At 67.1% G+C, this 23,612-nt stretch carries 25 protein-coding genes; 15 read left to right on the top strand and 10 right to left on the bottom strand.

Annotated elements, in window-relative coordinates; translation table 11 throughout:
- Nucleotides 1–70: 70 nt before the first annotated feature.
- Nucleotides 71–928: a GyrI-like domain-containing protein gene (locus tag V7S63_RS15360; protein WP_336530843.1), complete on the bottom strand. Its 858-nt coding sequence runs from the start codon at nucleotides 926–928 to the stop codon at nucleotides 71–73.
- A gap of 141 nt (nucleotides 929–1,069) precedes the next feature.
- Between V7S63_RS15360 and dapF the strand changes: the two genes are divergently transcribed.
- From dapF to V7S63_RS15345, 3 genes are all read left to right on the top strand, one after another.
- Entirely contained in the window at nucleotides 1,070–1,954 is an 885-nt protein-coding gene (gene dapF, locus V7S63_RS15355) for a diaminopimelate epimerase (protein ID WP_336530842.1), read from the top strand.
- Nucleotides 1,954–3,228 carry a tRNA (N(6)-L-threonylcarbamoyladenosine(37)-C(2))-methylthiotransferase MtaB gene (mtaB, locus tag V7S63_RS15350; protein ID WP_336530841.1) on the top strand — a complete coding sequence of 425 codons (1,275 nt, stop codon included), beginning with the start codon at nucleotides 1,954–1,956 and terminating at the stop codon, nucleotides 3,226–3,228. The genes dapF and mtaB overlap by 1 nt, the downstream gene beginning before the upstream one ends.
- A gap of 78 nt (nucleotides 3,229–3,306) precedes the next feature.
- Entirely contained in the window at nucleotides 3,307–3,870 is a 564-nt protein-coding gene (locus tag V7S63_RS15345; RefSeq protein ID WP_336530840.1) for a hypothetical protein, read from the top strand.
- Nucleotides 3,871–3,942: 72 nt separating this feature from the next.
- Here V7S63_RS15345 and V7S63_RS15340 read toward each other — a convergent pair whose 3' ends face one another.
- From V7S63_RS15340 to V7S63_RS15330, 3 genes are all read right to left on the bottom strand, one after another.
- Nucleotides 3,943–5,661: an AMP-binding protein gene (locus V7S63_RS15340; protein WP_336530839.1), complete on the bottom strand. Its 1,719-nt coding sequence runs from the start codon at nucleotides 5,659–5,661 to the stop codon at nucleotides 3,943–3,945.
- A gap of 357 nt (nucleotides 5,662–6,018) precedes the next feature.
- Nucleotides 6,019–8,097, bottom strand: a complete 2,079-nt coding sequence (locus V7S63_RS15335; RefSeq protein WP_336530838.1) for an elongation factor G — start codon at nucleotides 8,095–8,097, stop codon at nucleotides 6,019–6,021.
- Between the two features lie 215 nt (nucleotides 8,098–8,312).
- Entirely contained in the window at nucleotides 8,313–8,657 is a 345-nt protein-coding gene (locus V7S63_RS15330) for a winged helix-turn-helix transcriptional regulator (RefSeq protein WP_091831526.1), read from the bottom strand.
- 90 nt (nucleotides 8,658–8,747) lie between these two features.
- Here V7S63_RS15330 and V7S63_RS15325 point away from each other — a divergent pair, with 90 nt between their 5' ends.
- Nucleotides 8,748–9,611, top strand: coding sequence for an NmrA family NAD(P)-binding protein (locus V7S63_RS15325; RefSeq protein ID WP_336530837.1), 864 nt, complete (start codon nucleotides 8,748–8,750; stop codon nucleotides 9,609–9,611).
- Here V7S63_RS15325 and V7S63_RS15320 read toward each other — a convergent pair.
- Nucleotides 9,608–10,396, bottom strand: coding sequence for an SDR family NAD(P)-dependent oxidoreductase (locus V7S63_RS15320; RefSeq protein WP_091831530.1), 789 nt, complete (start codon nucleotides 10,394–10,396; stop codon nucleotides 9,608–9,610). The two genes, V7S63_RS15325 and V7S63_RS15320, sit on opposite strands and share 4 nt — an antisense overlap.
- Before the next feature lie 65 nt (nucleotides 10,397–10,461).
- A complete protein-coding gene (locus tag V7S63_RS15315; protein WP_336530836.1) occupies nucleotides 10,462–11,205 on the bottom strand; it encodes a sulfite exporter TauE/SafE family protein in 744 nt (247 codons plus the stop codon).
- Between the two features lie 172 nt (nucleotides 11,206–11,377).
- Here V7S63_RS15315 and rplS point away from each other — a divergent pair, with 172 nt between their 5' ends.
- The 4 genes from rplS (at nucleotide 11,378) to V7S63_RS15295 (ending at nucleotide 15,162) form a co-directional block, all read left to right on the top strand.
- Nucleotides 11,378–11,761: a 50S ribosomal protein L19 gene (rplS, locus tag V7S63_RS15310; protein ID WP_091831534.1), complete on the top strand. Its 384-nt coding sequence runs from the start codon at nucleotides 11,378–11,380 to the stop codon at nucleotides 11,759–11,761.
- A 265-nt stretch (nucleotides 11,762–12,026) separates the two neighbouring features.
- The gene (locus tag V7S63_RS15305; protein ID WP_336530835.1) at nucleotides 12,027–12,485 is read left to right on the top strand and encodes a MarR family winged helix-turn-helix transcriptional regulator; all 459 of its coding nucleotides are present in this window, start codon (nucleotides 12,027–12,029) and stop codon (nucleotides 12,483–12,485) included.
- Nucleotides 12,486–12,544: 59 nt separating this feature from the next.
- Nucleotides 12,545–14,125, top strand: a complete 1,581-nt coding sequence (locus tag V7S63_RS15300; protein ID WP_336530834.1) for an efflux MFS transporter permease — start codon at nucleotides 12,545–12,547, stop codon at nucleotides 14,123–14,125.
- On the top strand, nucleotides 14,122–15,162 hold the full coding sequence (locus V7S63_RS15295) for an HlyD family secretion protein (protein ID WP_336530833.1): 1,041 nt from the start codon (nucleotides 14,122–14,124) through the stop codon (nucleotides 15,160–15,162). The genes V7S63_RS15300 and V7S63_RS15295 overlap by 4 nt, the downstream gene beginning before the upstream one ends.
- Nucleotides 15,163–15,179: 17 nt before the next feature.
- Here the strand turns inward: V7S63_RS15295 and V7S63_RS15290 are convergent, their stop codons facing one another.
- Together V7S63_RS15290 and V7S63_RS15285 are read right to left on the bottom strand one after the other, a co-directional pair.
- Nucleotides 15,180–15,593 (bottom strand): hypothetical protein, encoded by a 414-nt coding sequence (locus V7S63_RS15290; RefSeq protein WP_336530832.1) that lies wholly within the window; start codon nucleotides 15,591–15,593, stop codon nucleotides 15,180–15,182.
- Between the two features lie 55 nt (nucleotides 15,594–15,648).
- Nucleotides 15,649–16,860: an aminotransferase class V-fold PLP-dependent enzyme gene (locus V7S63_RS15285; RefSeq protein WP_336530831.1), complete on the bottom strand. Its 1,212-nt coding sequence runs from the start codon at nucleotides 16,858–16,860 to the stop codon at nucleotides 15,649–15,651.
- A gap of 100 nt (nucleotides 16,861–16,960) precedes the next feature.
- Here V7S63_RS15285 and kynA point away from each other — a divergent pair, with 100 nt between their 5' ends.
- Complete coding sequence (gene kynA / locus V7S63_RS15280; RefSeq protein WP_336530830.1) at nucleotides 16,961–17,809, top strand: tryptophan 2,3-dioxygenase; 849 nt, start codon at nucleotides 16,961–16,963, stop codon at nucleotides 17,807–17,809.
- A 147-nt stretch (nucleotides 17,810–17,956) separates the two neighbouring features.
- Here kynA and V7S63_RS15275 read toward each other — a convergent pair whose 3' ends face one another.
- The gene (locus V7S63_RS15275; protein ID WP_091831542.1) at nucleotides 17,957–18,355 is read right to left on the bottom strand and encodes a hypothetical protein; all 399 of its coding nucleotides are present in this window, start codon (nucleotides 18,353–18,355) and stop codon (nucleotides 17,957–17,959) included.
- A 152-nt stretch (nucleotides 18,356–18,507) separates the two neighbouring features.
- Between V7S63_RS15275 and V7S63_RS15270 the strand changes: the two genes are divergently transcribed.
- The 6 genes from V7S63_RS15270 to leuD all read left to right on the top strand — a co-directional run bounded on the left by V7S63_RS15270 (nucleotide 18,508) and on the right by leuD (nucleotide 22,216).
- Nucleotides 18,508–18,684, top strand: coding sequence for a hypothetical protein (locus tag V7S63_RS15270; RefSeq protein WP_158673640.1), 177 nt, complete (start codon nucleotides 18,508–18,510; stop codon nucleotides 18,682–18,684).
- 92 nt (nucleotides 18,685–18,776) lie between these two features.
- Nucleotides 18,777–20,195 carry a 3-isopropylmalate dehydratase large subunit gene (gene leuC / locus V7S63_RS15265; protein ID WP_336530829.1) on the top strand — a complete coding sequence of 473 codons (1,419 nt, stop codon included), beginning with the start codon at nucleotides 18,777–18,779 and terminating at the stop codon, nucleotides 20,193–20,195.
- A gap of 26 nt (nucleotides 20,196–20,221) precedes the next feature.
- Nucleotides 20,222–20,467 (top strand): hypothetical protein, encoded by a 246-nt coding sequence (locus V7S63_RS15260; protein ID WP_091831547.1) that lies wholly within the window; start codon nucleotides 20,222–20,224, stop codon nucleotides 20,465–20,467.
- A complete protein-coding gene (locus V7S63_RS15255) occupies nucleotides 20,467–20,925 on the top strand; it encodes a metallopeptidase family protein (RefSeq protein WP_091831549.1) in 459 nt (152 codons plus the stop codon). The genes V7S63_RS15260 and V7S63_RS15255 overlap by 1 nt, the downstream gene beginning before the upstream one ends.
- Nucleotides 20,926–20,930: 5 nt before the next feature.
- The gene (locus V7S63_RS15250; protein WP_336530828.1) at nucleotides 20,931–21,563 is read left to right on the top strand and encodes a LysE family translocator; all 633 of its coding nucleotides are present in this window, start codon (nucleotides 20,931–20,933) and stop codon (nucleotides 21,561–21,563) included.
- Nucleotides 21,564–21,613: 50 nt separating this feature from the next.
- Nucleotides 21,614–22,216, top strand: a complete 603-nt coding sequence (gene leuD, locus V7S63_RS15245; RefSeq protein WP_100965388.1) for a 3-isopropylmalate dehydratase small subunit — start codon at nucleotides 21,614–21,616, stop codon at nucleotides 22,214–22,216.
- 150 nt (nucleotides 22,217–22,366) lie between these two features.
- Here the strand turns inward: leuD and V7S63_RS15240 are convergent, their stop codons facing one another.
- Nucleotides 22,367–23,611, bottom strand: coding sequence for a DUF1501 domain-containing protein (locus tag V7S63_RS15240; protein ID WP_336530827.1), 1,245 nt, complete (start codon nucleotides 23,609–23,611; stop codon nucleotides 22,367–22,369).
- Between the last annotated feature and the right edge of the window lies 1 nt (nucleotide 23,612).

The following is a 23,612-nucleotide window of genomic DNA, read 5'->3' as shown; positions in this document are numbered from 1 at the left end:
ATGGATTCCGGATCGGCGCGGCTACCGCCGCTTGTCCGGGATGCCCACGTCGTTGCTCCAGACGTATGCCCTATTTCGGCTGGACGTAAACGTTGATCTCGAGGTTCGGGTCCCCGGCGTCCTTGAGATCGCTGACATACTCTTCGAGGAAAGCGTCCTTCACGACGATGTTCTTGGCCTCGAGATAGGCCGTGATCGTCTCATAGGTCGAATCGATATCGTCATAGGGAGCGGTGTGGACGAAGCGCAGCGCGCGACCGACCGGTGACTGGCCGTTGCGCACGCCATTCGCCAGCGCCGTGGCAGCCGGCTTGTCGACCGGCAGCATCGCCTCGAACTTGAAGCCGTTGTCGTCGGTCTCGACGAACAGGCTGAGCGGCCGGCCCGCGACCTTGAGCCCGGCCTTGTCGGCCTCGGCCCGCAGGAGAGCGATCGTCTCCCCCAGTTTCTGGAAACCCTGATCCCAGCTCGCCTGCCCGGCGAAGAGCAATACCGGCTTGGCCGTCAGCTGCACCTCGTCGACATCGGAGGGGTCGCCCTTCTTGCCGGCGAGCGTCGCATTCGAGTCGGGCGTGCCGGTCTGCTGTTGCTGCACAGGGGGCGCGGGCTGCGGGCTGGGCAGAGTCGGGGGCGGCTGGACGGGTTGCGGCTCGGCCGGCGCCGCAGGAGCGGGCTGGACCGGCTGCGGTGTCACGGGTGATTGAAGCGCCGGCGGCGGCTGCACCGGCTGCGGTTCGGTCTGAGCCGGCTGACCGCCCTGGCTCTGGGTCGGCGCCTGCTGGGCATTCTGCGCCGGCGTCGCAGTCCCCGGCGGCGCGGTGAGCGGCGTGCTCTCCACGGCAGTCGGCGGCGCCACGCGCGTCTGCGCGGCAGCCGGACAGGCAAAGGCGAGCGCAAGAAGGAGCGCGCTGAATCTCGACTGCCGCATACCCGAATATCCCGAGCTGACACGACCGATTCGCGCCGTGCCGCAAACTACGCTGATCCCGTAACGGCAGGAAGATCGCGAAGGGTGGCAATTTTTCGGCATCGCGCTCATATACCGCCAGCATCATGGACTTGTGACGATATGAACGCCCTCGCCAATCGCCGGTTCCTCAAGATGAACGGGCTCGGCAACGAGATCACTGTGCTGGATCTGCGCGGAACGACGCATATCGTCTCCGAGACCGAGGCCCGCGCCATCGCCAGCCAGGAGCGCACCCGCTTCGACCAGTTGATGGTCCTGCACGACGCAAAGGCGGCGGGCATCGACGCCTATGTCCGCATCTACAACACCGACGGCTCCGAGGCCGGCGCCTGCGGCAACGGCACGCGCTGCGTCGCCTGGGCGATGACCGCCGACCCGGAGATGGGGCAAGCCGGCCGCGACGGGCTCCTGCTGCAGACCAAGGCCGGGCTGCTGCCGGTGGCGCGTCTGTCGGAGGCCGTCTTCACCGTCGACATGGGCGCGCCGCGCCTGGCCTGGAACGAGATCCCGCTGGCCGAGCCCTTCGAGGACACCAGCCGCTTCGAACTGCAGATCGGGCCGATCGACGATCCGATCCTGCACACGCCCTGCGCCGTCAGCATGGGCAATCCGCACACCGTGTTCTTCGTCGACGATCCCTATCGCTTCAATCTCGAGCAGATCGGCCCGCTGCTGGAGAACCACCCGATCTTTCCGGACCGCGCCAATATCGGCCTCGCCGCGGTCAAGGCGCCGGACCATATCGTGCTGCGGGTCTGGGAGCGCGGCGCCGGCATCACCCGGGCCTGCGGCTCGGGCGCCTGTGCGGCGCTGGTCGCGGCTGTGCGCCGCGAGCTTTCCGAGCGCAAGGCGACCGTCAGCCTGCCCGGCGGCGACCTCGTCATCGAATGGCGCGAGAGCGACGGCCATGTGCTGATGACCGGGCCGGCCGCGCTCGACTGGGACGGCGTGCTGGAGCCCGGCCTCTTCGCCGCCGTCGCCTGATGGGCGTCGAGCTCGTCACCTTCGGCTGCCGGCTGAACCTCGTCGAGAGCGAGACGATCGAGCGGCAGGCGCTGGCTGCCGGCCTCTCCGAGATCGCGGTGATCAATACATGCGCAGTGACTGCGGAAGCCGTGCGCCAGGCCGGCCAGGCGATCCGCCGGCTCGCCCGCGAGAGGCCCGAGCGGCCGATCGTCGTCACCGGCTGCGCCGCGCAGATCGAGCCCGCACGCTTTGCCGCCATGCCGGAGGTGACGCGGGTGCTCGGCAATGCCGAGAAGCTCGACCCGGCGCGCTGGCGGACCCTCGCGAGCTCGAACAGCCTGCGGGCTGGCCCGTCGGCCGATGTGACGAGCAAGATCGTGGTCGGCGACATCATGCAGGCACGCGATGCCTCTCCGCAGCGCACGCAGGCGCTCGGCCAGCATACGCGCGGCTTCCTGCAGGTGCAGAACGGCTGCGACCATCGCTGCACCTTCTGCGTCATCCCGCTCGGGCGTGGCAATGCCCGCTCGGCTGATGTCGCCGAGGTCATCGTGCAGGCCCGCCGTCTCGTCGCGGAAGGGGCGAGCGAGATCGTGCTGACCGGGGTCGACCTGACGAGCTATGGCCGGGAGCGCTCGAACGGACCGACGCTCGGCGCTCTCGTCGGCGCGATCCTCGCGGCGCTGCCCGAGCTGAAGCGCCTGCGCCTGTCCTCGCTCGACGCTGTCGAGGTCGATGACGATCTGCGCGATCTCATTGCCGACGAGCCGCGGTTGATGCCGCATCTGCATCTGTCGCTGCAATCGGGCGACGACCTCGTGCTGAAGCGGATGAAACGCCGCCACAGCCGCGCCGGCGCGATCAGCTTCTGCAAGGAGTTGCGCGTTCTACGCCCCGACATCGCCTTCGGCGCCGATCTGATCGCAGGGTTCCCGACCGAGGACGAGGCGATGTTCGCGCGCACGCTCGCACTGATCGAGGAGTGCGGCCTGTCCTATGTCCACGGCTTCCCGTTTTCGCCGCGGCCCGGCACGCCGGCGGCACGCATGCCGCAGGTTGCCGGCGGCGAAATCAAGGAACGCGCGGCCCGCCTGCGGGAAGCCGCGGAGGCGGCCTATGGGCGGCATCTTTCCGCCCGTATCGGCCGGCCGCTCTCCGTCCTGACCGAGCGCGGCGATACCGGCCGGGCCGAGGATTTCACGCTGGTGCGCTTCGGCCACAGCGTCGCGCCCGGTCAGATCCTGGCGGTGACCAGCCATGCCCGGAGCGGCAAATCATTGCTCGCTGCTTGACCCGGCCCCCCTCCCCGGCCATAGCCGCAGCGCTTCATCCGTCTCGCTGCCGTCGCAATCGGGAACTAGCCCGTGACCATGACCAGATCGCTTCGCCTGTCCGCCGCCCTCGCAGCCATCCTGTCCGCCGCCAGCGCCGCCGCGCAATCCTATGGCGATTCCGTGAGCGGCCTCTCGGTTTCGCCGCCGGCCGGCTTCAAGGCGGAAGCCGGCAAGCCGCATCCGCAATTCGACGTGACGATCGACATCTCCTCGAAGACCGGCACGCCCAAGGCGGTGAACACCACCGGCCATCTCTGCACGCTCGGCTTCAAGCCCTCCACGCAGAACGCCCAGCTGACGCGCGACATCGTCAACGAGCAGATGACCAGGCCGGAATGGCAGCAGCTCTATCGCGAGATGTTCGAGACGATCGGCACCGTGTCCGACCTCAAGCTGTTCGAACACCAGGGCTTCACCGGCATCGAGCTGGTCGTGACGCCCAAGGCCGGGCCGAACGCGCAGAATGTGCGCATGTTCACCTCGACCCTGGAGACGGCCAAGGGCCGCACCGCCCTGATCTGCGCCACCGACCCGGCCAGCCTCGCCGCTGCTTTGCCGCAGTTCAAGGCCCTGCGCGCGACCATCCATGCGCCGGAATAGGCCCGCTAACGCCCGGGACTTCAACCTTTGAGGCGGCCCCTAACGCGGTCTCCTCACGGTGAAGGTGGGGGTTCACCCCTTCTGCGCAGCGATCTCCTCACGCAGCGCCCGGCGCAGCACCTTGCCGACATTGGTCTTGGGCAGCGCCTCGCGGAAGATGATCTGCTTGGGGACCTTGTAGCCGGTCAGGTTCTCCTTGCAGAAGGCACGCAGATCCTCGGCGGTGACGGCCGCATCACGCTTGACCACGAAGGCGGTCACCGCCTCGCCGGAATGCTCGTCCGGCAGGCCGATCACGGCCGATTCGAGCACGCCGGGATGCTTGGCGAGCACGTCCTCGACCTCATTCGGGTAGACGTTGAACCCGGAGACCAGAACCATGTCCTTCATTCGGTCGACGACCTTGATCTGCCCGTCCGGCAGGAAGATGCCGACGTCGCCGGAGCGGAAATAGCCGTCCGCCGTCATCACCTTGGCGGTCTCGTCCGGCCGGTTCCAGTAGCCGGCCATCACCTGCGGCCCGCGGATGCAGATCTCCCCGGCTTCTCCGGTCGCCACGTCGTTGCCCTCGGCGTCGCGGATGGCGAAGTCGGTCGAGGGCAGCGGGTAGCCGATCGTGCCGCTGAACTCGGTGATGTCGGTGCGGTTGACCGAGGCGACCGGCGATGTCTCCGAGAGGCCGTATCCCTCGATGATCGGCCGGCCGGTGACCTCCTTCCAGCGCTTGGCCACGGCGGCCTGGGTCGCCATGCCACCGGCAATGGCGAAGCTGAGCTCCGAGAAGTTCACGTCCTTGATCTCGGGATGGCTGGCGAGCGCGTTGTAAAGCGTATTGACGCCCGAGAAGAGCGTGAACCGGCTCGCCTTCAGGATCTTGATGAAGCCGGCGATGTCGCGCGGATTGGCGATCAGGAGGCTCTTGGCGCCGATGCGCAGCATGAACATGCAGCAGCAGGTCAGGGCGAAGATGTGGTAGAGCGGCAGCGCCGTCACCATGACATGCTGATAGTCGCTGCGGCCATGCGGCGCCTCGAGCTGCCAGCCGAGCCAGAGCGCGCATTGCGCGACATTGGAGGCGACGTTGTGGTGCGTCAGCGTCGCGCCCTTGGAGACGCCGGTGGTGCCGCCGGTATATTGCAGAAAGGCGACGTCCCCGGGCGCGATCGTGACCGGGCTCATCGTCCCCGTCTGGGCGAAGACCGTCTTGAGCGGCACCGAGCCCGGCAGATTGTAGGGCTTCACCACCTTCTTGATCTTGCGAGCGACGAAATTGACGATCGTCCCCTTGAACCCCATCAGGTCGCCGGCAGTGGCGATGAGGATCGCGTCGAGCTTGAGGTTGGGCCGCGCTTCCTCGACGACATGGGCGAAGTTCTCGATCACCACCAGCGCGCGCGCTTCGGCGTCGTTGACCTGATGCGCCAGCTCGCGGGCGGTGTAGAGCGGGTTGACGTTGACGACGGTGAAGCCGCCGATCAGCGCGCCGAAGATCGTAGCCGGATAGGCGAGGATGTTCGGCATCATCAGCGCGATGCGGTCGCCCTTCTTGAAGCCCTGCGCCTGCAGCCAGGCGGCGAAGGCGCGCGCGGCGCGCCCGACCTCGGCGAAAGTGATCGACTTGCCGAAGCTCTCGAAGGCCTGGCGATCGGCATAGGTCTCGCAGGCATTGCGGATCAGGTCGGCAAGCGTGCCGACACCGGCTTCGTCGATCACCGGCGGCACGGCCGGCGGATAATGCGCCAGCCAGGGGCGCGCATCCGATGTCGCCTGAGCCGCGGAAAGAACCGTCATCCCCATCCTCCCCTTTGCGGTCCGCCCTGTTGCCGGGCCTGGATGCCGCGCGGCGGACGCCCGGCTGTCCGCCGGTCACGACCCGCACCTTCTGACTGTTCGGCACTACACTGCGCAAGCCTAGCGGCGGGCGCAAGCACCCGCCGCTCGAAAGTTTACATATAAACCTTCTCACTGCAACTCGATAAAGGCGGCATTCGACGAGCCTGGAAGCCAAGCACCACCGCGAGGCCAGGGCGCAGCCCGGTCAGGCTTGAACGGCCTGGCCGGCGAAGCGTCATCATCTTTTAGTTCGTAGACTTTAGTCTAAATATTTCCATTCCGCCGATTTGCGGCGCTGTCTGGCTCAGGCGGGCTCTAGCGTGCCTGCGCCATCGCCTGCGCCGCGACCACCACGTCGGCCGGCTTGCCGGCGAGCTCGGCGAGATGGTCGAAGCGGGCGCTGAAGGTGCCGACACCCGCTGTCGCCGAGCGCAACTCGACGATCAAGCCGCCCATCTCGGCCTCAGGCATCAGCGCGTTGATCTGGTCCCAGCCGCGCCAGCCCGGCCGCGCATCATAGCCAAGGATCTGGCCGCGCCTGGCCGAGACGATCGCCGAGGCCCGCGACATCGCATCCGAGGGAATCACGATCTCGACCGCCAGGATCGGCTCCAGCAGCACGGGCCTGGCCTGCGGGCAGGCCTCGCCCATCGCGATCCGCGCCGCCTGGCGGAAGGCCATGTCGGAAGAATCGACCGTATGGTAGGAGCCGTCGGTCAGCGTCACCTCGATATCGACGAGCGGGAAGCCGAGCGGGCCACGCTGGCAGTAGTCGCGCACGCCCGCCTCGACCGAGGAGATGTACTGCTTCGGCACGACGCCGCCGGTGATCCGGTCGACGAAGCGGATGCCTTCGCCACGCGGCAGCGGCGCGATCTCCAGCACGACATCGCCGAACTGGCCATGGCCGCCGCTCTGCTTGCGATGCCGGCCTCGAGCGCTGGCCTTGCCGCGCAGGGTCTCGCGATAGCCGATTTGCGTCGCGCCGCTGTCGACATTGACGCCATAGCGCCCCGCGAGCCGTTCGAGCGCGACGCGCAAGTGCATCTCGCCCTGGCCGGACAGGCGCATCTCGCCGAACTCCGCACGATGCTCGAGGGCGAGCGCCGGATCCTCCTCGACCAGCTTGGCGAGGCCGGTCGTGAGCCTGACATCGTCCTTGCGATCCTTGACGCCGACCGAGAGTGCATGGACCGGCTCGGGCGGCGCGACAGCGCTGACGACATCGGGCCGGACCTTGCCGACCGCGATTGCGTCGCCGGTGCGCACACCTTCCAGCCGGGCGAAAGCAACGGTCTCGCCCTCCTCCGCTGCCGGGCGGCGCTGCTGCTCGGCGCCCTTGAGTTCGAGCACGCTGGCGATGCGGGCCTCGACGCCGCCGGACGAGGTGATCACGTCGCCTTCGGCCATCCGGCCGCGCAGCACACGTGCCAGCGAGAGCTTGCCACCCTGGCCGGACTGCCAGGTCTTCATGACCAGCGCGAGCGGCGTGCCGCTGTCGACCACGCCGATCCGTCCACGCGTCACGTCCAGGGACGGCGCCTCGTGCCGCAGCGCCTTGAGGAGGCGAGTGACACCGTTGCCGCGCTCGGCCGCGCCGATCAGCACCGGGACGACATGACGCTCTTTCAGTTCGCGGGCGAGATCGTCGAAGATCAGGTCGCGCGGCGGCTCGATATCGCCGAGCAGATCCTCCATCAGGGTGTCGTCATAATCGGCGAGCTTCTCCAGCATGGAGAAACGGGCATCGCGCTCGCGTTCGACTTCCTCGGGCGCCAGCGGCACGATCTCGCTCGGCGCATGCTCGCGGTAGATGAAGGCCCGCTCCAGCGCGAGATCGATGAAGCCGACGGCGATACCGCCTTGCCAGATCGGGATCTGTCTCAGCAGCAGCGGCGTACGCGAGGCGCGCTGCAGCAATCCGAGCGTCTCGCGCACGCGCCGCGAGGCGGAATCGATCTTGTTGAGGAAGAGGAAGCGCGGAATGTCGGCCTCCTCGAGCTCGCGCAGCACCAACTCGAGCGCCGGCGCCTTGCGGTCATCGGCCTCGCAGACGACCACCGCGGCGTCGACCGCCGGCAGGACGTGGCGCATCTCCTGGAGGAATTCGACGGAGCCGGGGCAGTCGATGAAGGTGTAGCGCTCGCCCATGAAGTCGACGCTGGCGACATTGGGCTCGGTGCTCATCTGGTGAGCGCGTGCCTCGGGTGAGGCATCGCCGACGCTGTTCCTGCTCTTGACCGAGCCGGCGCGCGAAACGGCGCCGCAACGCTCCAGTATGCTCTCGAACAGGCTGGTCTTGCCGCTCTGGAAGGGACCGACGATCGCGATGCATCGCGGCCCCCTGCCTCTGACGCCGGACGGGTTTCCTCCAGTGCTGGCGCTCGCAGCCATGTCGTCCTCCTTCGGTTCTGGCCGCGCACGGACGATGGCCTAGACGGCTTCCCGTCCGGGGCGGCGGTTGACCGGCGGGAACGGGAATGGAGCGCCCACGCCGGAAATGCGGCGGTCGCACAGGCCCGACAGGGTCGGGCGGCCGTCGAAGAGGGATGTCGGAGGGCAGGTTCGCGCCGTTCCGGGGGCGGCGCAAGCGGAATGTTGCCGCCGGCTCAGGCCGGCGCCGAGCGGCGCGCTCCATGCGCCTGTCCCCACAGCGTCATCGCCTCGAAGATCGGCGCCAGCGCCCAGCCCCGCTCGGTCAGCGCATATTCGACCTTGGGGGGCACCGTCTCCTGCACGCTGCGCGAGATGATGCCGTCCTCCTCCAGCGCCCGCAGCTGCAGGGTCATCATGCGCTGCGTCACATGCGGCAGCAGCCGGCGCAGCGCGTTGAAGCGGCGCGGCCCCTGCGTCAGCTGGAACAGGATCAGCGCCTTCCACTTGCCGCCGATCACGTCGATCGTCGCTTCTACCGGGCACCAGACATAGGGGATGTCCTTGAGCGAGGGGCGCATCGGCGGCTCCAATCAAGTATAAAAATTGTGCGTACTTACGTCTTCGATACTGCCCTGTTACCTCGTCTCCATCAACCGACGGAGAACACGATGTTTGCGATCTTGGGAGCGACGGGACAGACGGGCGGCGCGGCTTTGGCGGCTGCTCTTGCAGCAGGACAGACGGTCAAGGCGATCGTCCGAGAGCCGAGCCGCGCCACGGCGCTGGCCGACAAAGGGGCCGTTCTGGCGAAGGCCGATTTCGACGATGTCGAGGCGCTGACGGCCGCCTTTGCCGGCACTAGCGCGGTCTACGTCCTGAACCCGGTGCCGCACGCTGCCGAGGACGTTTTCGCTGCGGCAGCAAGGAACGGTGCCGCGATCGCCGAGGCGATCCGCCGCGCCGGGGTGCCGCATGTGGTGGCGCTGTCGTCGAGCGGTGCACATCGCACGGAGGGCACCGGCATCGTCAGGGCGCTGCACGATTTCGAGCAGGCGCTGCGTGGGGCGGCTCCGTCACTGACCTTCATCCGCGCCACCGAGTTCATGGAGAACTGGGCCAGCGTTCTTGCTGTCGCGGCCGAGCACGGCATCCTGCCCAGCATGCGCCTGCCGCTCGACGCCGCCGGCGAGACCGTCTCTGCCATTGATGTCGGCCGGCAGGCGGCGGCCGAGCTCGCCCGTCCGCATGCCGGCGAGTGGATCGTCAACCTGAAGGGGCCGGCGGAGTATTCGCCCGAAGAGGCCGCACAGGCGCTGACCAAACTGTTCGGCAAACCGGTCGTGGCTGTGCCGACGCCGCGCGAAGAATGGGAGCCGGGGCTCGTCGCCGCGGGCTTGAGCGAAAGCCATGCGCGCGAGCTCGCCGCGCTCTACGACGCCATGAACGCCGGGCGCGCCGGTTTCGAGGATGTCGGCGAGACGCGCCGCAGCAAGGTCACGCTGAAGGAGGCGCTGGCCGGGTTGCTGGGCTAGCGATTGCGCCTTTGCCCACGCAGCGTCGGCAGACCGATGCCGACCGCATCGAAGCCGCCGTCGACCGCGAGTACCTGTCCTGTGATGTAGCTCGCCCGCTCGCTGCACAGGAAGAAGATCGCTTCGGCGAGTTCTTCTTCCGCACCGTATCGGGCGAGCGGGATGGCGTCGTGATAGTCGGCGCGAATCTCAGGCGAGTGCACGGCCTTGGCCATGGCGGTCTCGACCGGGCCGGGCGCGACGGCATTGACGCGGATGCCGAGGCCGGCGAGCTCAGCCGCCTGCTGCTTGGTGAGATGGGCGAGTGCCGCCTTGCTGGTTCCGTAGGCGACGCGCAGCGTCGAGGCGCGCAAACCCGAGATCGAGGTGATGTTGACGATGGCGCCGCCGCCATTGTCCGCCATCACCGACGCGGCCGCCTGCGTCGTCAGGAAGGGGCCGTCGAGATTGACTGCGAGGACACGCTGCCACTCGGCGTAGGTCGTCTCCAGTAATGGCTTGAAAACGGCGGTGCCGGCATTGTTGACGAGGGCATCGAGCCGTCCGAAGCGCTCGACCACCGCATCGACCGCTTCGGCGACCTGCCCGGGAATAGCAACATCGCAACCGATCGACATCGTCGCCGTCGGCGCGTCGAGATCGGCCATCGCCTTGGCGAGTTCCGGCTCGTCGATGTCGAGCAAGGCAACGCGCCAGTTGTCGGCGAGGAAGCGCTTCGCCGTCGCGAGCCCGATCCCGCGCGCGGCCCCGGTGACGAGGGCAGTCTTGATCGAATTCTCGGACATGGCGCGGCTCCGCAATCTTGGGGCTTTCGTTCTGCATACAGCCCGGAACGGCCGGCCGGAAGCAGTCAGCGAAACGCCGCCAGCAGCAGGAACAGGCCGGATAGCAGCATCATCCCGTCGAGCAGGAGCTGGAACGTACGCTCGTCCATGCGCCGGACGAGCGCCTTGCCGATGAAGGCGCCGAGCATCAGCGAGGAGCCGACGATGAGCCCCTTTGCGAAGATCATAAGCGGCATCGCACCCAGGCTGCGGAAGGTCCCGACCTTGGTGAGGTAGATGAACAGCGAGGTCGCAGCCTCCGTCGAGAGCAGCGCGCCCTTGCTCAGGCCGTAAGCGGCGAAGGCCGGAATGCTGAGCGGCCCGGTCGAGAGCACGAGGCCGGTCAGGAAGCCGATCGCCGCACCGGCCAGCGCCAGCTGCCAGAGGCCGAGCCTGATCTGGCGCGCAGCCAGCCAGCGCCGGCCAGGGATCATCAGCAGGAAGAACAGGCCGAGGCCGATATCGATGGCCGCCGCCGGCAATTGCAGCAGCGTGCGCGCGCCGAGCATCGCCGCGGGTATGCCGGGCAGCGCATAGGCGAGGAAGGCGCGCCAGTCGACCTCGCGCCACCAGGCCGCGAGCCGCGCCAGATTCGCCATCACCGCGGCCACGGCCATGATCGGCACCGCCTGCTTCGGCCCGAACGACCAGACCAGCACCGGCAACAGCATGATCGAGGAGCCGGTTCCGACCACGCCGCCGACAGTGCCAGCGATCAATCCGACCGCCAGGGTGAACAGCGAGGCATAGGACAGGATCTCGGCCGGCATGCTGATTCTCGTGGCCTTGCCGACGACATTGCGCAAGATGAGTAGGACTGGCCCGGCTCGACCGTCGCAGCGTCTCGACAAACCCGCCGCCCTGCTGTATGGCCACGCCCTCAACTTAAAACAGCGAGCCGAAAGCCCGCGCATCCGCGCGAACACGGCCATGGAGATAGCCATGAACATCATCGAGCAGCTCGACCAGGAGCAGATCGCCAAGCTCGCCGACGGCAAGGAAATCCCGCATTTCCAGCCGGGCGACACCGTGCAGGTCAACGTCAAGGTCAAGGAAGGCGAGCGCAGCCGCGTTCAGGCCTATGAGGGCGTCTGCATCGCCCGCAATGGCGGCGGCCTGAACCAGAGCTTCACCGTCCGCAAGATTTCCTATGGCGAGGGCGTCGAGCGCGTCTTCCCGCTGTATTCGCCGAACCTCGACTCGATCAAGGTCGTCCGCAAGGGCAAGGTTCGCCGCGCCAAGCTGTATTACCTGCGCGATCGCCGCGGCAAGTCGGCCCGTATCGCCGAGCGCGTCGATGCCAAGCCGGCCAAGGGCGGCAAGTAAGCGTCCTTTTCACGCTTCGGGACGTCAGGAACGCGGCCTTCGGGCCGCGTTTTTTGTTGCCTGTGCTTCCGTCATTGGGAGGAGCGCAGGCGACGATGCGCTCCAAGACGACTTGGCGCCCGGTTTTGTCTGAATCGCTTCGCCGCGCTCGCACTGACGGGTCGCTCGAACAGACATTCCTCATACGCATATCAAATCGCCAAGAACACGATTGCAATGCATAATTCGCATTGCTATGTCAGCATATCATTAGCAAGCTATTCATATGGATGCGATGAACGCTCCGGAGCTTCAGGCCGCCTTCACTGCCGAATTGGCATCAGCCAACCGCAAGCTCAGGGCTCTGGTCGACGAGCGCGCCCGCGACATGGGGCTCACGTTGTCGCGGGCTCGCCTTCTGATGCAGCTCGCCAAGGCCGACGGACCGATCCAGTCCGATCTCGCCGGGCTGCTCGACATCGAACAGCCGACATTGGTGCGCCTGCTCGACGGCCTTGAACGTACCGGCATGATCGAGCGCCGCGCAGCCGAAGGCGACCGGCGAGCCCGGCGGGTGTTCCTGACGCCAGTTGCGCGCGCCCAGGCCGAGGACATCCTTGCCTTCCTGACCGATTTGCGTGCCGATGTGCTCGACGGGATCGACAAGGAGGAGCTGGAAGTCGCCCTGCGCGTGCTCTCGCGGATGTCCCGGAACATCGTCGCCAATCGCGGGGCGGCGGGATGAACGCGCCCTCCTCTGCCGCTCCGCAAGCCGGATCGCCACCACCCGCAGCGGCGGCGAGCATGAGCCGGCCGCGGGCGCTGGCCTACATGCTGGCCGCGACCATGCTGGCGATGACGCAGCAGGTCGGCGCCAATCTCGTCACGACCAATGTCTACCAGATCCAGGGCGAGCTCGGCGCCACCGTCGCCGAGACCAACTGGCTGATCGCGGCCTATATGGCGCCGAACGTCTCGCTCTCGATCGCCCTGATCAAGATCCGGATGCAGTACGGGCTGCGCAATTTCGCCGAGATCAGCATCGCCGGCTTCGTCATCGCCGCCCTGCTCAATTTCTTCGTGCACGACCTGCAATCGGCGCTGGTCGTGCGCTTCATGAGCGGCATCGCCGCCGCGCCGCTGTCCTCGCTGGCCTTTCTCTACATGATCGAGCCGCTGCAGCCGCGCCAGAAGCTGACGGTCGGCCTGTCGCTGGCGCTGACCAACACCACGCTCGGCATCCCGATCACGCGGCTGCTCTCGCCGTCGCTGCTCGAGATCGGCGGCTTCCATGGCCTGGCCCTGTTCGAGATGGGGCTGGCGCTGGTCGCATTCGGCCTGGTCTACGCCCTGCCTCTGACCACGCCGCCACGGGTCAAGGTGATCGGGCCGCTCGACGGCGTGAGCTATCTCCTGATCGCGCTCGGCTTCGGCGCCATCGCTGTCGCGCTCTCGCTCGGGCGGATCTACTGGTGGCTGGAAGCGCCCTGGCTCGGCTGGCTCTTCGCAGGCGCGATCCTTTGCCTGACGCTGGCGGCGATCATCGAATTGCACCGCCAGAGCCCGCTGATCGACATACGCTGGCTGACCAGCCCGGCGACGCTGCATTACGCCACCGTGCTGCTGCTCTTCCGCATCGTGCTGGCGGAGCAGACGGTCGGCGCCTCCAATTTCTTTCAGGTGCTCGGCTTCCAGAACGAGCAGACCATGCCGCTCTATGGCGTGATCCTCGTGGCGATCCTGGCAGGTGGCTTCACCTGTGCCACGCTCCTGCGTCCCGGCCGGGAGAATGCCTTCTACGCAGCGGCGCTGGTCTGCATCATGGCCGGCGCGCTGCTCGACAGCAGCGCCACCAACCTGACCCGGCCGGACGACATTCATCTCAGCCAGGCACTGGTGGCCTATGGCTCGGCGCTGTTCCTGCCTGCGGCGATGGGACAGGGCCTTGCCCCGGCGCTGGCGCGGGGACCGGTCTATATCCTCAGCTTCTTCGTGATCTTCCTGTTCACCCAGAGCATCGGTGGCCTGCTCGGCTCGGCGCTGTTCGGCAGTTTCATCACGCTCAGGACCAGCTTCCACTACAGCCAGCTCGCCGAGCATTTCTCGCTGGCCAATCCGCTCGTCGCCGACCGTATCCAGCAGCTCGGCGGCGCCTATGGCCACGTCCTGACCGATCTCGGGCTGACCCGGGCCGAAGGCGTCACCCTGCTCGCCCAGCAGGCGACGCGGGAAGCGACCGTGCTCGCCTATAACGACGCCTTCCTGCTGATCGCTGTGATCGCCGGCAGCGCGCTGATCGGCCTCCTCACCCATCTCGCCATCCTGCATCTGCGGGAACGCTTCGTCGCTCCCGCCACCACTCCCGCCCCCGCGCCCCAGCCATGACCCGCATCTTTCGCTCAGTCTCTACCTATGTCGCGCTCGCCGTCGGCCTCGCCGGCATCGGCGTCATCCTTTACGCATGGCGGCTGCCGCCCTTCGCCAGCGCGATCGAGACCACCGAGAACGCCTATGTGCGCGGCCAGGTCACCGTGATCGCGCCGCAGCTCGCCGGCTACATCGCCGAGGTCGCCGTGCAGGATTTCGCCACTGTCAAGCAGGGCCAGCTCCTCGTTCGCATCGACGAGCGCATCTTCCAGCAACGACTCGATCAGGCCCGCGCCAGTCTCGCGGCGCAGCATGCCGCGCTCGCCAATTCCGAGCAGGCCCGCCACGCCGCCGAGGCACGCCAACGCGCCAGCGAGGCCAATGTCGCCAGCGCCGAGGCCGCGCTGCGCACGGCGGAAGCCAATTGGGGCCGCATCGAGCCGTTGCGCGAGCGCGGCATCGTCAGCCAGACCAACACGGACCAGAGCCAGCAGGCACTCGACCAGGCCAAGGCCGCCCTGACGGCGAGCCACGCGGCCGTCGACGTCGCACGTCAGGACGTGCAGAGCGCCATCGTCAACAAGGCATCGCTGGAAGCGGCTGTGCAGGGCGGCGAGGCCGCCGTGCATCTCGCCGAGATCGACCTGCAGAACACCCGCATCACCGCCCCGCAGGACGGGCGTCTCGGCGAGGTTTCGGCCCGGCTTGGGCAGTATGTCTCGGCCGGTACGCAATTGATGGCGCTGGTGCCGAGCCAGGTCTGGGTGATCGCAAACTTCAAGGAGACCCAGCTCCCCGGCATGCGCATCGGCCAGAAGGTCGGTTTCACCGTCGACGCGCTGCGCCATGCCCGGCTGACCGGCACGATCGAGCGCTTCTCACCGGCGGCCGGCTCGGAGTTCAGCGTGATCCGACCGGAGAACGCCACCGGCAACTTCGTCAAGATCGCCCAGCGCGTGCCGGTGCGGATCGCGATCGATCCCGGCCAGGTGCTGGCGGAGCGGCTGTCGCCCGGCATGTCGGTCGTGGTCAGCGTCGACACCGCGCAGCGCTGACGCGCCGTATGACCTGATCAGTCGGCGATATCGACATCGGTGAGCTGGAAGCCGGCCGATGTCCTGGTGAAGGTGAAGATGCTGCCGCCGCAGGCGATGGCGTAGATTTCGTTGTTGGCGCCATCGCGGTCGTAGACCGGCTTGGTGCGTTGCAGGCAGGTGCGGTTCTTCGTGCTGAAGTCACGCAGCCAGACCTTGGCGCGGAACTGCGCGGCGTCGGCGATGGAAGCATCGCCCATATAGCGCAGCTTCGTCATGCCGGCGACGGCTGCCGCATCATTGGCTTTCAATGCCGCGCGGAACCTTCCGATGAAGTCGCCGAACTCCTTCTGCACGGCCGCTGAAGCCGTGGCCGGCTTGGGAGCCTGGGCGAAGGCGGGAGCGAGGGAGGCGAGAGCAGCAGCTATTGCCAGGGCCGGCAGAGTCTTCATGCATCAGCTCCGTCCGATCGATCAGCGCTGGATGCAGGCTGATCGGGAGAGGAGCCTACCGCAACGTCAGCATCCGCTCCAGCAGCAGCTTAACGTCGCCCTCCGTCTGGTAGAGCCCGAAGCCGACACGCAGGCGGTCGCCGCGCAGGTCGACGGTAATGCCGGCCTGCTTCAGCTTCTCGTGCCACTCCGCCGCATCGGCGTGGCGGAAGGTGAGGAAATTGCCGCGCGCCGGCTCATCCAGCGACACGACCAGATTCTCCAGTGCGAGCACGCCGCAGGGCTGCCGCGCCAAGCCCTCGGCAAAGATCGCTTGCAAGGCATGGGCGTGGGCGTGGATCGCGGCGGCATCCAGACCCTTGGCATCCAGCCAGTCGAACATCGCACCCATGCGATAGAGGCCGGACGGATCGAAGGTCGCGCCCATGAAGCGCCAGCCATTCTCAGCATAGCCGATCTCGCCCTGCGCGCCCGCGAGCGCGCCGAAGGAAGCATACCAGCCGGTGTCGCGCGGGCGCATGGCGAAGCCGGGCGGGCAATGCATGAAGCAGGCGCCCTCGCCCGACATCGCATATTTGTAGCCGCCGGCGATGTAGAAGGCCTTGTCGGCAATCCCAGAGAGATCGGTCGGCCGCGCCAGGAAGCCGTGATAGCCGTCGATGACGACGAGCCGGCCGGGAGCGCTGACGCCGTGGACCAGCCCCTCCAGATCGGTCAGAGCGTAGCCGGAGTTGAAATGGACCTGGCTGACGAAGACCATGTCGGGGCCGGGGCCGGTTTGCGCCGCTGCGACCAGCCGCTCGGTCAGGCCGGCAAAGGGCTCGGCCGGCACGACGGTGAGCTCGATCAAACCGTCCTCGGCGAGCCGCTCGATCTGGCGCCGGAAGGAGTGAAATTCGGCGTCGCTGGTCAACATGCGCGGCTTGCGCTCGCGCGGCAGGCAGGAGAGCAGCCGGTTGACGAATTCATGGGTGTTGTTGGCAGGAACGAGCCCGTCGATCCCTGGCAGGTTGAGATGCCGCGCGACGCCCTGCGCGACCTTCTGCCAGACCGGCCCCAGCACCTCCTGCCACTTGCCGTCGACGAGGCGGGCGGCATCGTCCCAGGCGCGCAAATGCGCATCCCGGGTCGCGTCCGGCCAGAAATGATGGCTGTGCGCGGCGAAATGCAGGCTCGAAGGCCAGTTTTGACGGAAGCGCGAGAACTCAGCCGACAGGTCGAAGGGCGGGCGGCCGAGCGTTGCAGGAACCTTCGTCATCTGGTCCATCATCAGGCTCCGCCACCTTGCCGATCCGACAAAATACTTTAAGCTTAAAATATCTTGCGCCTCTCCCCAGTCAAGGCGCGAGGCGAACGAGGGCGGCATCATGACCAGCGGGACGGGCGATCACCAGAGCCGGATCGAGCCGGGCATGCAGACCGATTTCAAGGAGCGGATGGACTATGGCTCCTATCTCGGCCTCGATCTGCTGCTGGCGGCACAGAAGCCACTGAGCGATGCGCCCGACGAGCTCTTGTTCATCACCATCCACCAGGTGCAGGAGCTCTGGCTGAAGCTGGCCGCCCATGAGCTCGACGGCGCCATCGCCGCGATCCGGGCCGACGAATTGCAGCCGGCCTTCAAATCGCTGGCTCGCGTTTCGCGCATCCAGGCGCAGCTCATCAGTGCCTGGGACGTACTCTCGACGATGACACCGGCCGACTACCTCGCCTTCCGCGATGCGCTCGGCCAGTCCTCGGGGTTCCAGTCCCATCAGTACCGCGCCTTCGAATTCCGCCTCGGCGCCAAGGATCCGCGCATGCTGGCGATGCATAAGCATCACCCCGAGCATCACGACCATCTGAAGGAATTGCTGGAGGCGCCGAGCCTCTATGACGAGGCGCTGCGGCTGCTGGCCCGGCGCGGCCTGCCGGTCCCGGCCGAGTGCATCGAGCGCGACTGGAGCCAGCCGCATGTCGCGAATGAGGGCGTGAAGGCGGTGTGGCTTTCGATCTATCGCGATACGCACACCTATTTCGATCTCTACGAGCTCGCCGAGGAGCTGGTCGATGTCGAAGACCAGTTCCAGCAATGGCGCTTCCGCCACATGAAGACAGTCGAGCGTATCATCGGCTTCAAGCAAGGCACCGGCGGCTCAAGTGGCGTAAAGTTTCTGCGGACGGCGCTGGAGCGCTCGTTCTTCCCGGAGCTCTGGCAGCTGCGCAGCGAGCTTTGATCCTCCTCAGCCCTCATCCTGAGGAGCAGCCGTCAGGCTGCGTCTCGAAGGATGCTCCAGGAGGCTCCGGAGACAGCTCGAACATCCTTCGAGACGCGGACTTCGCCCGCTCCTCAGGATGAGGGCTGTGGGTTGGAGTGCCGGTTCTTACTCGTTGTTCCCGAAGGTCATGTCCCGGCGTGCCGTCAGGATGCTGATCGAATAGCCGGCGATCACGTCGACCAGCGCCATCAGCGTGATGATCACGAAGGTGCCGGTGCCGAAGCCGGGTATGAACAGGAAGATCAGCCCGCAAGCGATGAACACAACCATGGACAGGCCGTGGTTGAGGATCGAGCTCGACTTGGCGCTGGTCGCGTTCATGATCTCGAAGAACAGCACCACCGTCGAGATCGCGAGCAGGAGCTCGCTGACCGTCAGCACGAAGGCGGTGCCGGACGGCAGGCCGATATTGAGAAGCTCGCGCGAGAGCGGCACGCCCAACGCCGCGACGGTGACGCCATAGGCGATGACCGCCAGCAGCATGAAGGGAAAGAAGCGCGCCATCGCATCACCGTTCCGTTTGCCGGCGCAACCTGCTCTTTCGCGGCGCACCGGGAGCCGCTAGATAACAGCCCTGCACTGAACGCGCTACGCGGCTGCCGCCGCGACAGGCGCAGCGCGTTGCCGGTGCAGTTTGGAACTGGTAGAAGCACGTCATGACGGTGAAGCGGCAGAACAGGGGCGAAGTCCGGCGCGTCGTGCGCCGCACGCTGAACCTGCGCCGTTTTCCGACCACCCAGGGCTTCGCCGCGCTGCATGACCATGCCCGCCTGCCCTGGCGCTTCTTCGGCCGCTTCACGGCCTCGCTCGCAGCCGGCCTTACGCTCGCCTGAGACCGGCCGTCCAGCCGGCGACAGGCCATTGCGATGCGTGCTGGCCCCGAGGCGGGCCGCTACCCGATTTCCATACCGAAGGCGATGAAGCCATGACTGCGACCAAGGCCCCCACCACTCTCTACGACAAGATCTTCGAGGAGCACGTCGTCGATCGTCAGGATGACGGCACCTGCCTGCTCTATATCGACCGCCATCTCGTGCACGAGGTCACCAGCCCGCAGGCCTTCGAGGGCCTGCGCATGACCGGCCGCAAGGTCCATGCCCCTGGCAAGACGCTGGCCGTCGTCGACCACAACATCCCGACGACCGACCGCAGCAAGGGCATCGCCGAAGAAGAGAGCCGGATCCAGGTCGAGGCGCTGGCCAAGAACGCCAAGGAATTCGGCGTCGAGTATTTCAACGAGCTCGATATCCGTCAGGGCATCGTCCACATCGTCGGCCCCGAGCAAGGCTTCACCCTGCCCGGTACCACCATCGTCTGCGGCGACAGCCATACCTCGACGCATGGCGCTTTCGGCGCTCTGGCCCATGGCATCGGCACCTCGGAGGTCGAGCATGTGCTCGCCACCCAGACGCTGATCCAGAAGAAGGCCAAGAACATGCTGGTCCAGGTCGACGGCAAGCCCGCCCCGGGCGTCGGCGCCAAGGACATCACGCTCGCCATCATCGGCGAAATCGGCACCGCCGGCGGCACCGGCTCGGTGATCGAATATGCCGGCGAGGCCATTCGCGGCCTCTCCATGGAAGGCCGCATGACCGTCTGCAACATGTCGATCGAAGGCGGCGCCCGCGCCGGCATGGTCGCGCCGGACGAGAAGGCCTATGCCTACCTGAAAGGCCGCCCGAAAGCGCCGCAGGGCGCCGCCTGGGACGAGGCCGTGCGCTACTGGGAGACGCTGCGCACCGACGAGGGCGCGCATTTCGACCGTATCGTCAAGCTCGACGCCGCCAATCTGCCGCCGATCGTCTCCTGGGGCACCAGCCCGGAGGACGTGATCTCGGTGACCGGAGCCGTGCCCGATCCGGACCAGATCGAGGACGAGGTCAAGCGCGCCTCGAAGAAGCGGGCGCTCGACTATATGGGCCTGACCGCCGGCACCAAGATGACCGACATCCCACTCGATGTGATCTGGATCGGCTCTTGCACCAATGGCCGCATCGAGGACCTGCGCACGGTCGCCAAGATCGTCGAGGGCAAGAAGATCCATGAGAGCCTGGACTACGCCATGATCGTGCCGGGCTCCGGCCTGGTGAAGCAGCAGGCCGAGGCCGAGGGGCTCGACAAGATCTTCATCGCCGCCGGCTTCGAATGGCGCGAGCCGGGCTGCTCGATGTGCCTCGGCATGAACCCGGACCAGCTCAAGCCGGGCCAGCGTGCCGCCTCGACCTCGAACCGTAATTTCGAGGGCCGCCAGGGCTTCAAGGGCCGCACTCACCTGGTCTCGCCGGCGATGGCGGCGGCGGCATCGCTGATCGGCCGCTTCGTCGACGTGCGGACGCTGGGCTGAGGCGGATCGGTTCGCGGGAGGACGTCATGAGCACCGATCCCCGCGAAGCCGCCCGCGCCAAGGAGGCCAAGGAAGCGCTCGATCGCGTCCGGCGCGACGATGAGAGCTTCCTCGGCTCCTCCATGGGGCGCGCGGCCGACCACTTCTCCGGCAAGGACGCGCCGGAAGGCGACAACATCGAGCTCTGGGGCCGCAGAATCGGCCGCGGACTCTCGCTGATCGCCTTCATCGGCCTGTCCTGGTGGCTCGGGCATCAACTCAAGATCTGGTGATGGGCAGCGTTCCCTCGATCAAGTCCACCGCTTCGGGCGAGGCCTCGCAGGGCCTCGACTGGGACGGAGTGCGCGCGCCCTCGACCGCCGAGTTCGAGATCCTGGCGCAGGCGGCCTATGACCGCCTGCCCGAGGATTTCCGCAAGCTCTGCGCCGACCTCGTCATCACCATCACCGAGTTCCCCGAGGACGACGTGCTGAAGGAACTCGAGGCCGAGAGTCCCTTCGACCTGCTCGGCCTGTTTTCAGGGATCGGCCTGCCGCAGCAGGGCTACGCCCCGCAGACCGGCCAGATGCCCAACACCATCCATCTCTATCGCCGGCCGATCCTCGACTACTGGGCCGAGCATGACGAGACGCTCGGCGCCATCGTCACCCATGTGCTCGTCCACGAGATCGGCCACCATTTCGGCTTCGACGACGACGACATGGACGCGATCGAGAAGGCGGCAGGATAAGAGACATGCTCGACGAACTGATCCGCCACCTGCCTGACCTCGCTCTGGTCTTCTCGGCCTTCTTCATCGCCGTCGCCAGCCCTGGACCGAGCAATCTCCAGGTGATGGCGACCTCGATGGAGCATGGCCGGAAAGCCGGGATGACGCTGGCGCTCGGCGTCACCACGGGATCGCTGACCTGGGGCATCCTCGCCGCGGTCGGCGTCACCGCACTGATCGTCGCCCATCCCGGCGCGCTCTACGCCATCAAGATCGTCGGAGGGCTCTATCTCCTGTTCCTGGCCTGGCGCTCCGCGCACTCGGCCATGCAGGCGGAGATGCCACCGCCGAAAGCCAGCGGCTCGGGCCGCCGCCTCTATCTGCGTGGCTACCTGATGCACCTCACCAACCCGAAAGCGATCCTGAGCTGGACGGCGATCATCGCGCTCGGCCTGCGTCCCGAGACCCCGGCCGTGGTGCTCTACGCCATCATCCTGGGATGCCTGACGATCTCGCTCGCGATCAACCAGACCTATGCCTACCTGTTCTCGACCGCCTCGATGGTGGCGGGCTATCGCAGGATCCGCCGCCGGGCGGAAGCCTGCCTCGCCGCCTTCTTCACCTTCGCCAGCTTCAAGCTCCTGACGGCGCAGCTCTGACTGAGCCGTCGCCCCAACCTGACCAGACAAGACCTGCCGGAGTATCCGCGATGCAGCCCTTCACCACCCTGACCTCGACCCCCGCCCCGCTGAAGGTGATCAATGTCGACACCGACATGATCATCCCCAAGCAGTATCTGAAGACGATCAAGCGCACTGGCCTCGGCACCGCGCTGTTCTCGGAGATGCGCTACAAGGACGACGGGTCGGAGAACCCTGATTTCGTTCTGAACCAGCCGGCCTATCGCAAGTCGGAGATCCTGGTCGCCGGCGACAATTTCGGCTGCGGCTCGTCGCGCGAGCACGCGCCCTGGGCCCTGCTCGATTTCGGCATCCGCTGCGTGATCTCCACCAGCTTCGCCGACATCTTCTACAATAACTGCTTCAAGAACGGCATCCTGCCGATCGTGGTCAGCCAGGAAGATCTCGACAAGCTGTTCGACGACGCCGACCGCGGCTCCAACGCGACGCTGACCGTCGATCTGGTCAACCAGAGCATCAAGGGGCCGGATGGCGGCGAGGTCCGCTTCGAGATCGACCCGTTCCGCAAGCACTGCCTGCTCAACGGCCTCGACGACATCGGCCTCACCATGGAGAAGTCGAGCAAGATCGACGCCTATGAGGAGAAGCTGAAGGGCCGCGCCTGGGCGTAACCTTCCCTTCTCCCCTCGGGGGAGAAGGTGGCTCGGCGAAGCCGAGACGGATGAGGGAAGGGCCGCATAGGCGGCCCTTTTTGTAGTGTCTCACCCCGTCATAACGCCCTCATTCCCTGCCGGACCTTCTCCCCCGAGGGGAGAAGGAGGCTAGACGATCAGCCCCTGCATCGGCGCGAACCCGCCGGTGCCGGGGAACACTTTCTCGGCCAGCACCGGGCCGGAGAGCCCGAACAGGTCGGCGACCACGCCCTTCGCAACCGCGCGGATATCGGTGGTCGGCCTGAGGTCGCGCTGCTCGTGCAGTTGCTCCGGCTTGAGGCCGGGCCAGTCGACGATCATCCGCCTGCCCCTGACCGCGCCGCCGACCAGGAAGGCGACCGTGCCGGTGCCGTGATCGGTGCCGACCGTGCCGTTGACGCGGGCGGTGCGGCCGAACTCGGTGACGACCATCACCACCGTGTCCTTCCAAACGGTTTTGAGCCCGCTCTCGAAGGTGGCGAGCGCGCCGTCGAGCCCGCCGAGCAGCGTGGCGAGCCTTCCCTTGGCACCGCCTTCATTGGCATGGGTGTCCCAGCCCTCGAACGCCAATGCCGCGATGCGCGGACCGTCCTCGGCACCGACCAGTCGCGCGGCGCCCTCGGCGATGCGCTTCATGCCCTCGGCGCTGTCCGGCCCGCCGCCGCCGCGCGGCTGCTCGGCGCCCTGCTTACTCGCGATCAGTTCGGTCTCGATCGCCCGCTTCAGCACCAGCGCCAGAGCGGGATCGCGCTCGCCGTAGAGATCACCGAGGCGCTGGACGAGGTCGGCGCCGGCCCGCGCCATGCGCGGCGGCGCCCAACCCAGCACCGGCGCCTGGCCCCGCACCACCAGAGGGGGGACCACGCCGACACCGAGCGCGCCGTGGCGCGAGACCGCCTCACCCGGCGGCAGGCTGGCGATCAGCCGGTTGAGCCAGCCGCTATCGGTCTTGCCCGGGCCGCCCTGTCCGCTTTCGAGCACATCCTGCCCGTCGAAATGCGAGCGCTCGCGATAGCCGGTCGCGCTGGCATGGACGATCGCCGCCTGTCCCTCGGCATAGAGCCGGGCCAGGTTCGGCATCGCCGGATGCAGGTAGAAGAAGCCGTCGAGCGGCAGCGCCGCCTCCGGCCCGTCCTTGGCCAGTGCGATGCCCTCGCGCAGATCGGCGTAACCGGGGTCACCGAGCGGGGGCACGGCCGAGAGTCCGTCGAGCGCGCCGCGCAGCACCACCAGCAGGAAGCGGGAATCGCGCGAGCCAGCGGCCGCATGGGCGAATTTCGGCATGTAGGACCAGGCAAAGAGCGCGCTGGCCGCCCCGAGCACAGCCCGGCGCGAGGGCGTCATCCGTTCGCAGTCATCATCATCGGCGGCCATG

Origin of the sequence: Allobosea sp. CCNWLY174 (assembly GCF_037120455.1) — a bacterium.
Lineage (GTDB): Bacteria > Pseudomonadota > Alphaproteobacteria > Rhizobiales > Beijerinckiaceae > Allobosea > Allobosea lupini.
The sequence above is the reverse complement of the archived record's forward strand: the minus strand, read 5'-3'. Positions and strand labels throughout refer to the sequence as shown.